Source organism: Roseibium sediminis, assembly GCF_008711325.1.
GTDB classification, from domain to species: Bacteria; Pseudomonadota; Alphaproteobacteria; order Rhizobiales; family Stappiaceae; genus Roseibium; species Roseibium sediminis.
The window spans coordinates 45,465-55,273 of record NZ_VXDB01000026.1 but is presented as its reverse complement, the minus strand read 5'-3'; the positions used below and the strand labels follow the sequence as shown (position 1 = coordinate 55,273).

The window sequence follows — 9,809 nt, the reverse complement described above, 5'->3', positions numbered from 1 at the left end:
CCGGCGCCCGCGGCTGCTCAAACCGTCCAAAATCAAACCGCAGGACTGAGATTGCGCAAACGCAAGGCGTTGTTCAGCAGCCTGTTAAAGGCCTTCGAACAGGGCCGTGGAGAGATAACGCTCTGCAAAGGACGGAATGATCACCACGATGTTCTTGCCAGCCATGTCATCTCGCTGGCCAACGCGGATAGCGGCAGTCAGGGCCGCGCCGGAGGAAATGCCGACGGGCACGCCTTCGGTGCGCGCAACTTCACGGGCCGTTGCAAAGGCATCGTCGTTGGAGATCGTCTGGACTTCATTGTAGACGCTTGTGTCCAGGACGCCCGGTACGAAGCCTGCACCAATGCCCTGGATCTTGTGCGGGCCGGGATTGCCGCCCGACAGGATCGGGCTGTCTTCCGGCTCGACTGCAACAACGTGAAGGTTCGGCTTGCGGCTCTTGAGAACCTGCGAAACGCCGGTGATCGTGCCACCGGTGCCGATGCCGGACACGAAAACGTCGATTTCGCCGTTGGTGTCGTTCCAGATTTCCTCTGCCGTTGTGTTGCGGTGGATTTCCGGGTTGGCCGGGTTCTGGAACTGCTGCGGAATGACCGCGTTTTCGATCTCTGCTGCCAGTTCTTCCGCACGCGCAATTGCACCCTTCATGCCCTTCGGGCCTTCGGTCAGCTCCAGCTCGGCCCCGAGGATCTTGAACATCTTGCGGCGCTCGACAGACATGGTTTCCGGCATCACCAGAATGAGACGGTAGCCTTTGGCAGCGGCTGCAAAGGCAAGCGCGATGCCTGTGTTGCCAGAGGTCGGTTCAACAAGAACGGACTTGCCCGGCTCGATCTTGCCGTCCTTTTCCAGCGCCTCGATCATGGCAACGCCGATACGATCTTTCACGCTGGCGATCGGATTGAAGAACTCCAGCTTGCCCATCAGGTTGGCCTTCACCCCATGGGCCTTTGCCAACTTGTCCAGCCGCACGATCGGAGTGTCGCCAATGGTGTCGATGATGGAGGAATAGATCTTGCCGCGTCCGCGCGTTTCACTGCTCATGTCTTGCTCCCGGATTGGGCGGTGTTGACCGCCTTGAATTTGTTGGGTGGTAACGTAGTACGGCTTTGGCCGAGATTTAAGGGGCTGATTGTGCGTCCGCCGGAGACACTGCGAAATTGTTTTCCGACAAATCCTCTCAGGATGGAAAAAGAAGATCCGGCAGATGCTTCATGTCTTCAAACAGCTCTGCCCCTTCAGCTTCCATGGCAGTGCGGTCGCAGGCAGGGTCCTCGACAAAGGCAAGCACACGCATGCCAGCGGCGATGCCTGCACGCACACCCGGCAAACTATCCTCGATGACGACACAATTTGCCGGATCATATCCCATCGTGCGGGCGGCCAGCAGAAAGACGTCGGGTGCAGGTTTGCCTCGTTCGCAATCCTGAGCGGAAAAAAGCCGGTCCTGCAATCGGTGCAGCAGGCCAGAGCTGCCCAGCGTCACATGCATCTTGGCGTATTTCCCGAAGACGCGACACAATAGGGGATGCTTCGGCGGTCGAGATCATCGAGCACATCGAATACCCCAGAAATCGGATCAACACCTGCAGCAAATGCTTCAAGGTCGCGCTTTCTAATCTCGTCCGGCCAGCTGGAGGGCAGGGTTTTGCCGGTCAGGTCCTCCACCATTCGCTGAACATTCTCTAACGTGCGGCCCATGAAAAGCCGCTGGCTTTCCGGGCCGGTCATGGGAGTGCCCAGCTCCGTGATCATGTCTGCAAGAGTTTGATTTGTCTGGCGTTCGGTGTCCACGAGCACGCCATCACAATCAAAGATAACGAGTTTCGGCGAAGAACCACGCCCCATCGACACCTCACGCACGTCCGGTTGATCCAAAGCCGCCCGCCCCGCGAGTGGTGTCTGACAGGGCGTAAACCTCCGCAAATTCAACCTGGACCACTGGGGCGATGACCATCTGCGCAATCCGCATACCACGTTCGATCACGAAAGGCTCAGCGCCGAGATTGATAAGGATAACCTTCACTTCTCCCCGGTAGTCGGCATCCACTGTGCCGGGAGTGTTGAGAACGGTGATGCCATGCTTGGCAGCCAGTCCCGAGCGTGGGCGCACCTGTCCCTCATGGCCAACCGGCAGGGCCATGGTGAGGCCGGTGGGAACAAGCGCCCTTTCTCCGGGAGACAAGGTCATCGGCTCGCTCACGGCTGCTACGAGGTCAAACCCGGCGGCATCACGTGTCTGGTAGGCCGGTAGAGGAAGTCCTTCCGCATGGGGGAGACGACAAAGTTCCAGTTTTTGAGACATGGCGGGGTCCTTAGGCATTGGGGATTGGTGCAATTTACGAGGGCAAATGGGCGTGGAGGCGATCTTTTGGATTGTGCAGTGCAATTTATCCGAGAGTCGTCTTGCGAGACTGCATGCAACCTGAAAAGGTGCGTTCCGTATTTGATACCGTTTATGGGGGTTATTGCGTCATGGTTCGTATTTTCTGTCTCCTGTCGGCCTTGGTCTGGGCTGGGTTTGCGCCAGCTGCCAACGCTCAGACAGTGGGTTTTGCAGAGGCCATCAAGATACTGAGCTCAAGCTGTGGCAAGGATATTGAGACCTACTGCAAATCAGCCAATCTGGGCAACAACGAGATCGGAAGTTGCCTCGAAAACAACAAGTCCAAGGTCTCTGACCAATGCAATGTGGATCGGGCGCGTGTTTCCGCACTTCTGGAAGCACGCTTTGCGGCACAGGCGGCTGTACCGAAAGTCTGTGAGCGGGATTCGCGTCAGTATTGCAAGGGCATGAAACCGGGTTCCGGGCATATCCTCAAGTGTCTGCTGAAGGCCGAAAAGGTGGTCGGCAAGGACTGTAACCAGGCCATCGACTGGGCCGGTTACCGCTAAGCCTGCATTTTGGATATTGTTTCGGAGCCTTTCATGAAAATCTCAAACATTCTTCTCGGTGCGGTGGTTGCATCTGCCCTGTCAGTTACCGGCGCATTTGCCCAGACCAAGCTGTCCCGCAATGAAATCGTCAACTCCCTGCAAGGAGCGCAGGAAAAGGTCGAGTTCAGCGCAGACGACCTGCGCAAGCAGGCCTTTGAACATATCAAGCGCTTTCCGGGCGACAACGCCACAGAAGTCCTGCCGCTGGCGGCGAAACTGAACCAGCTGCGGCAGTTCAATGTAGAGGTCACCTTCGACTTCGATTCCGCGCGCATTCGTCCTGAATCCTACGAGACGATCGGCGTCATCGCAGACGCCCTGCACACCCCGTATCTCTGGGGCGCAAAGTTCTTTGTGGTCGGGCATACGGATGCAAAGGGCGACCGTGAGTACAATCTCAACCTGTCGCAAAAGCGGGCTGAAGCGGTTCGTGACGCACTGGTCACCACATTCCGGGTGCCTGCAGATCGTCTGGAGGCAGTTGGCCTTGGTGAAGAGCAACTGCGTGATCCTGCAGATCCGGACGGGGCGATCAACCGCCGTGTTCAGCTGATCAATGTCGGCTACTGACGCTACCTGAAACGATAAAACGAACGGGAATCGGGCGGCCGTTTGGTCGCCCTTTTCTATGCGTTCAGGAAATCGGCAATTCGTGCGACAAGGCGTGCGGCCACGTCGTCCTTGCCCATCTGCGGCCAGTCCTCAACACCCTTGGCAGAAACAATCCGCACCGTATTGTTGTCGCCGCCCATCACGCCGCCTTCCGGGCTTACATCATTGGCAACGATCCAGTCGGCCTTTTTTCGGGCAAGCTTGGACTGCGCGTTCGCAATCAGGTTCTGTGTTTCGGCAGCAAAGCCGATCAGAAGGCCGGGCCGAAGCGTGGCATGGTGGCCTATCGTGGCCAGAATATCCGGGTTTTCGGTCAGCGAGAGAGCCGGCACCTTTCCGCTGCCGTCCTTCTTTATCTTCTGGTCAAAATCCGTGGCCGCGCGCCAGTCGGCCACCGCAGCGGCCATGATGGCAACATCAGCAGGAAGAGCGGCCTGAACGGCCTCCAGCATTTGTCTGGCTGTTTCGACCTTGACCACGGTGACGCCTGCCGGATCCGGCACGGTCACCGGGCCTGAAATCAGAGTCACCTTTGCCCCTGCGCGCGCTGCTGCGGCTGCAATTGCATGGCCCTGTTTGCCTGACGAGCGGTTGGCAATATAGCGCACCGGATCGATAGGCTCGTGCGTCGGACCGGAGGTGATGACAATGTGCTTCCCGTAAAGCGGGAGGTCCGCCTTTGCCGCTGGGTCAGAAACCGTTTCACGTGAAAAGAGGGCTTCGGCTGCCGCTACGATCTCAAGCGGTTCGGACATCCGGCCAAGCCCGGCCTCGCCGCTTTCCGCCATTTCTCCGCGCTCGGGACCGATGAAGACCTTTCCGTCCTGCGTCAGCGTTTCGACGTTCCTTGCCGTTGCAGGGTTTGCCCACATTTTCGGGTTCATCGCGGGCGCAACGAGCACGGGCTTGTCCGTTGCCAGAAGGACCGCTGTTGCCAGGTCATCTGCAATCCCGTGGGCCATCTTGGCCATCAGATCGGCAGTTGCCGGTGCGATGAGGATGAGATCATTGTCACGGGCAAGACGAATGTGCCCGACATCCTGTTCGGCCTCCCGGTCAAACAGTTCGGTGTAGACCTTTTCCGCAGACAGGGACCCGACTGCAAGCGGCGTGATGAACTGTTGTGCGCCGCGCGTCATGACCGGGATGACCCGCGCGCCGCGTTCCTTGAGACGCCGGATCAGGTCGAGAGCCTTGTAGGCCGCGATGCCGCCACTGATGATCAGAACAATCCGCTTGCCGTTCAGCACTCCGGCCTCCTGGGTTGGCGCCTTTAAACGTAACCTGTCAGCGGGCCGTGCGGAAATCGCGCGGCGCTGGAGACACCACCTGGCTGCCCGATCCGGTCATCTGATAGACCGCAAGGCCACGTTCGTTCTGCCCGTTACCAAGGAAGCGGAACAGGCCGTCAATGCCGATGAAGCCGTCCTGATTGGTGAGAACGTTGCGCGAGAAGCGCTGTTGCCCGGCTGAACGAACAAGGCCTGCGGCAAGGGTTACCCCATCATAGGCAAGCGTTGCATTGCGCGGAGGGACTGAATTGTAGGTCGACTTGTAACGATCAGCAAAGGACTGGAAACCGGCCCCGTCCGGACCGGGATACCAGCTTCCGGCCAGAAGCGGATTGGACTTCATCTGCTGCGTGTCCCACTGCCCGCTGCCAAGCACCTTCAGGTTCCCGAAATTTGCGCCGGCCGCGCTCAGGGTCTGCACAACAAGACCGGGTACGCCTCCCCCGTCCGGCACGAAGAGCGCGTCAATCTGCCCGGCACTGGCAGCAATTGCCTGTGCCTTGGCAGCAAGGTCCGAAGTGTCGGTTCCGGTTGCCGAGTAGCGCTGGATCGAGACAATGCGTGCCCCTGCCCGTCCGACTTCCTGACGGAACGCGGCTTCAACAACTGCTCCATACGAATTGTCCGGAATGAGTGCGGCGAAGGACTTCTTCTGCTGGCTCGCGGCATAACCGATGATGCGTTTCACGTCTCCGGCAGGCAGGAAGCTGAGGAGATAGACGCCAGTCGATGCAACGGCTGTGTCGGTTGAGAAGGCAACAACCGGGACGCCCGACGAGCGCGCAATCGTTGCAGCGCCCGAAACGGCGTTGGAGAAGACCGGGCCCAGAATAAATTCAGCGCCTTCGGCGATGGCAGACTGGGCCGCTGCCCGTCCGCCTTCCACCGTGCCGCCCGTGTCCTTGATCAGGAGCTGGATATCAGCATTGGGAAAGTTGGAAAGGGCAAGCTCTGCAGAGTTGCGGAAGACAGTCCCGATGGATGTCGCACCATTGCTGCCGCTCAGCGGAAGCAGAAGGCCGACACGTACCGAACCGGTGCCGATCACATCGCCGGTGGTTTGCGGCGCAAGGTCCGTTGAAATCGAGGTTCCGGGAAGTGAGCCGAGGGACGATCCCTGACACGCGGCCAGCGCAAGAGCTGCTGCGCCGACAACGATTGACCGCGCCCAGTGTGTGGCTTTTCTTCCCAGTTGCATACGCTGCACCCCAGCCTCCTTGGTAAACTTCACGAGACACTTACGGTTTCACGAAGGGTGTGTCCAGTTTCGTCGCGAGATCAAGGTGCAACACCTGATTTGGCGTCAGATTTTAACTTGAATATCAGTAAAATGCCTTGTAGCGCTGAAAACAACGCCCAAAATGGGCATTTTTGCGACCAGCCAGGCGGACAGCACGGGAGCACTCCATGGAAACTGTCGACAAGGTCGCAGGAGATCGGCGCTACAGCCTGTCGGCGCATGCTTTTCAGGCCCCTCCTCTCGAACCGGGCCTTTATATCGTCTCCACCCCGATCGGAAATCTTGGAGACATAACGGTCCGGGCGCTGGAAACGCTGGCCGCAGCCACACTCATAGCCTGCGAGGATACAAGGGTGACGTCCACCCTCACGCACCGGTTCGGCCTGAAGGCACAGCTGTTGCCCTATCACGAGCATAACGCGGAAAAGCAGCGCCCGCGTCTGCTGGCCGCCCTGGAACGCGGTGAGGCCATTGCTCTGGTCAGTGATGCAGGCACACCGCTTGTCTCCGATCCCGGCTATCGGCTTGTGCGAGATGTTCTGGCGGAAGGACACAAGGTTATTCCGATCCCCGGCGCATCTGCGCCGCTTGCGGCTCTCGTGGCGTCCGGCCTTCCAAGTGACACGCTGGTATTTGCGGGCTTCCTGCCGCAAAAAGGCGGGCCGAAAACAAGCCGCTTGAACGAGCTGGCCGGCATCAAGGCAACACTGGCGTTTTTTGAATCGCCTCACCGGGTGGGAGCAACGCTCAAATTGATGGCCGAGATGTTGGGGGGCGAGCGTGAGGCGATTGTCGCCCGAGAACTGACCAAACGCTTTGAAACCTTCGAGCGTGGGTCTCTGGAGGATTTGGCGACCCGGTTTGACGGAGAGCAGGTGAAAGGCGAGATCGTCATTCTTGTCGGCCCGCCCGAAGACCGGCCGGAAGCTGAAGGTGCTGATGCGGACGAGCTGTTGCGCGAAGCCCTTGCAGACATGCCGGTCAGTGCAGCTGCCAAAAAAGTCGCAAAGGCGACGGGTCTTGATCGCGGTGATCTTTACAAGCGAGCGCTGGAGCTGAAGGACGGAGCCGCCTGACATGGCAGCAAAGGGCGGGCCAATAAAGGGCGAAGCTGAAACCGGCAAACGCCGCAAGGCTCATGGCCTTGGGCTTTCCGCCGAAACCTTTGCAGCATGGTCCCTCCGCCTGACCGGTTGGCGTATCCTGAAGCATCGCTACAAGACCAAGGCAGGAGAAATCGACCTCATTGCAAAGAGAGGCAAGACGGTAGCCTTCATCGAGGTCAAGGCGCGCCGAACCCGGGCAGCCGCCATGGAGGCTGTCACCCCTGCAAGCCAAAGGCGTATCGTCCGGGCCGCAAAAATCTTCATCGCAGAACATCCGAAAGCCGGGTTTTTCACCCTGCGTTTCGATGTCGTGATTGTCCGGCCATGGCGCTGGCCGGAGCGCATTGTGAGTGCGTTTCAGGCGGCGGAATGAAATCAACACCTTGCGCCTACTGGACAAAGCCTGGTGCGATCCGCATATCTGGACAACATGATCACCCAATTGCGCAAGGTCGTCCTTGCGTTCGCACGGGAGTAATCCGATGGCCCTGAAGGTCGCCGTCCAGATGGACCATATTTCCTCGATTAACATTACCGGGGACAGTGCCTTTGCGCTGATGCTGGAAGCGCAGGCGCGCGGTCACGAGCTTTACCACTATACGCCTGATCGGCTTGCGATGATCGGCGACGATGTGTTCTGCGCGCTCGAGCCGGTGGAAGTGCGGGACGAAAAGGGAAACCACTTCACGCTGGGTGAACGTCAGCGCAGCAACATGCTGGACATGGATGTGGTCTTGATGCGTCAGGACCCGCCCTTTGATCTGGCCTATATTGCGGCAACCCACATCCTCGACAAGATCCATCCCAACACGCTGGTGGTCAACAACCCGACCGAAGTGCGCAATGCCCCGGAAAAGCTGTTCGTCACCGAATTTGCCGACCTGATGCCGCCGACGCTGATCACCCGCGACCGGGCGGAAATCGACCTCTTCCGGGCCGAATATGGCGACATCGTCATGAAGCCGCTGTTCGGTCATGGCGGCGCTGCCGTCTTCCGCATCACCAATGACGACCTCAACTACGGCTCGCTCTATGACTTTTTCGCCGCGACATTCCGCGAGCCCTGGGTCATCCAGCAATTCCTGCCCAATGTGAAACATGGCGACAAGCGTATCCTGCTGGTGGACGGTGAGTTTGCCGGAGCGGTCAACCGTGTCCCGGCAGCCGGTGACCTTCGCTCCAACATGGTGCGTGGCGGATCACCGACCGATAGCGAACTGACCGACCGCGAACTGGAAATCTGCCTGCGTCTTGGTCCCGCGCTGCGTGAAAAGGGACTGATCCTGGTCGGCATAGATGTGATTGACGGCATGCTGACGGAGATCAACGTCACGGCCCCGACCGGCATTCGGGCCGTGAAAAGACTTGGCGGTCCCGACATTGCCGCAAAGGTCTGGGACGTGCTGGAAGCCAAGATTTCCGCCACCGAATAGGCGGGACAAGGCCAGCCCTAAGCGCTTCAAATGGCCTGCAGTTTAGACCAATCGATCACGTTTCTTTGACATCGGAGCCCGCCATGTGCGGGCTCTTTGCGTTTCCATTTGTGAAATTTTGGGGCATGGATGAGCGCTCCACCCTCTGAGTTTGGTTAGTCTGGGTCGTCCATGTTCGGCATGTTCATAGTGTTATTTGCGTTTGTGCTGGGGTTCTCCCTGTCGAGAGCGAGCACCTGCACGGTTGCGGCCACCACGCGGCTTGTCACACGAGGGAAGCCGGATTGGCTGATCGGGATCGGCATTGCGGTGTGTTTTGCGACAATCAGCCTTCTCGCGCTCAAGATGCTTTTTCCGGAAAAGCTCCCGATTGCCCGTGAACTGCCGATCGATGCGGTTTTGATCGCCGCCTCCATTGCCATGGGGATTGGGGCGTGGCTGAACAATGGCTGTTTCATCGGAACCATCGGGCGGCTGACATCCGGCGATTCCGCCTATCTGATGACCTTCGCGGGGCTGGTGGTCGCGCGCAAGATCAGCGCCGACTGGCAGTTGGATGCTCTGCCCGGATTTCACTTTCAAATGGCGGCGCTGGACACAGACACGGGGATATTCTGGGGCGCTGTCGGGCTCGCGGGCGCAGGCGCTGTCTATGGGCTCTTTCGGGTCGTGAAAAACCGGGAACAGGCGATATTCGCACTGTGCGTCATGGGACTTGCCGCTGCCCTCACCTTTGCGAGCAATCCTGACTGGAGCTATGAGGCGTGGGTCGGGCGCATTCTCTCCGGCAAGGGACTGTCGCAGACCCTCGAAATCGAGCTGACGATCCTGGCGCTTTTTGCGGGCGCAACCATCGGGTCAATCCTGAATTCCAGATTTTCCCTGCAAGCCCCTCACCTGCAACGCGCGGTTCTATGCTTTCTGGGCGGAATTTTGATGGGGTTGGGGGCAATCTTTACCGGCGGCGGCAACGACACGTTGCTGCTTTGGACCATCCCGAACTTCGTCCTGCATGGCCTCGTCGCCTACGCTGTTATGGTCGGGACGGTAGCGGTGCTCGTTTTGGCGAAGTCAAAGCTCAGGAGAGCTGCGGCCTGACGAACCCTTGAGTGCCAAACCGTGCTGACGCCAGTCGCCTGTCTGGTCAGACCCAGAAGAAAAACCCCGTTCGGCGGTGGGGTGCCAGACG

Annotated in this window: 12 protein-coding genes; 6 read left to right on the top strand and 6 right to left on the bottom strand. The window is 59.0% G+C overall.

What is annotated here, in order from left to right:
- Positions 1 to 84: 84 nt before the first annotated feature.
- From cysK to dut, 4 genes are all read right to left on the bottom strand, one after another.
- Positions 85 to 1,044, bottom strand: coding sequence for a cysteine synthase A (cysK, locus tag F0155_RS19980; RefSeq protein ID WP_150526333.1), 960 nt, complete (start codon positions 1,042 to 1,044; stop codon positions 85 to 87).
- Positions 1,045 to 1,180: 136 nt separating this feature from the next.
- On the bottom strand, positions 1,181 to 1,492 hold the full coding sequence (locus tag F0155_RS24065; protein WP_208999387.1) for an HAD-IA family hydrolase: 312 nt from the start codon (positions 1,490 to 1,492) through the stop codon (positions 1,181 to 1,183).
- Complete coding sequence (locus tag F0155_RS24060) at positions 1,483 to 1,863, bottom strand: HAD family hydrolase (RefSeq protein WP_208999386.1); 381 nt, start codon at positions 1,861 to 1,863, stop codon at positions 1,483 to 1,485. The genes F0155_RS24065 and F0155_RS24060 overlap by 10 nt, the downstream gene beginning before the upstream one ends.
- Complete coding sequence (gene dut / locus F0155_RS19970; protein ID WP_150526332.1) at positions 1,856 to 2,305, bottom strand: dUTP diphosphatase; 450 nt, start codon at positions 2,303 to 2,305, stop codon at positions 1,856 to 1,858. Before dut ends, F0155_RS24060 begins: the two co-directional genes overlap by 8 nt.
- A 170-nt stretch (positions 2,306 to 2,475) precedes the next feature.
- On the opposite strand from dut, the gene F0155_RS19965 reads away from it, so the two are divergent.
- A complete protein-coding gene (locus F0155_RS19965; protein WP_150526331.1) occupies positions 2,476 to 2,895 on the top strand; it encodes a hypothetical protein in 420 nt (139 codons plus the stop codon).
- Between the two features lie 33 nt (positions 2,896 to 2,928).
- Entirely contained in the window at positions 2,929 to 3,507 is a 579-nt protein-coding gene (locus tag F0155_RS19960) for an OmpA family protein (RefSeq protein WP_150526330.1), read from the top strand.
- A 56-nt stretch (positions 3,508 to 3,563) separates the two neighbouring features.
- Here F0155_RS19960 and coaBC read toward each other — a convergent pair whose 3' ends face one another.
- Together coaBC and F0155_RS19950 are read right to left on the bottom strand one after the other, a co-directional pair.
- Positions 3,564 to 4,799: a bifunctional phosphopantothenoylcysteine decarboxylase/phosphopantothenate--cysteine ligase CoaBC gene (coaBC, locus tag F0155_RS19955; protein WP_150526329.1), complete on the bottom strand. Its 1,236-nt coding sequence runs from the start codon at positions 4,797 to 4,799 to the stop codon at positions 3,564 to 3,566.
- 37 nt (positions 4,800 to 4,836) lie between these two features.
- Positions 4,837 to 6,039, bottom strand: a complete 1,203-nt coding sequence (locus F0155_RS19950) for a penicillin-binding protein activator (RefSeq protein ID WP_192913854.1) — start codon at positions 6,037 to 6,039, stop codon at positions 4,837 to 4,839.
- Positions 6,040 to 6,248: 209 nt separating this feature from the next.
- Here F0155_RS19950 and rsmI point away from each other — a divergent pair, with 209 nt between their 5' ends.
- The 4 genes from rsmI (at position 6,249) to F0155_RS19930 (ending at position 9,718) form a co-directional block, all read left to right on the top strand.
- Positions 6,249 to 7,157 (top strand): 16S rRNA (cytidine(1402)-2'-O)-methyltransferase, encoded by a 909-nt coding sequence (rsmI, locus tag F0155_RS19945; RefSeq protein ID WP_150526327.1) that lies wholly within the window; start codon positions 6,249 to 6,251, stop codon positions 7,155 to 7,157.
- Position 7,158: 1 nt separating this feature from the next.
- Entirely contained in the window at positions 7,159 to 7,560 is a 402-nt protein-coding gene (locus F0155_RS19940) for a YraN family protein (RefSeq protein ID WP_150526326.1), read from the top strand.
- Positions 7,561 to 7,669: 109 nt separating this feature from the next.
- On the top strand, positions 7,670 to 8,620 hold the full coding sequence (gene gshB, locus F0155_RS19935; RefSeq protein WP_150526325.1) for a glutathione synthase: 951 nt from the start codon (positions 7,670 to 7,672) through the stop codon (positions 8,618 to 8,620).
- 180 nt (positions 8,621 to 8,800) lie between these two features.
- Entirely contained in the window at positions 8,801 to 9,718 is a 918-nt protein-coding gene (locus tag F0155_RS19930) for a YeeE/YedE thiosulfate transporter family protein (RefSeq protein ID WP_161599848.1), read from the top strand.
- Positions 9,719 to 9,809: the final 91 nt, after the last annotated feature.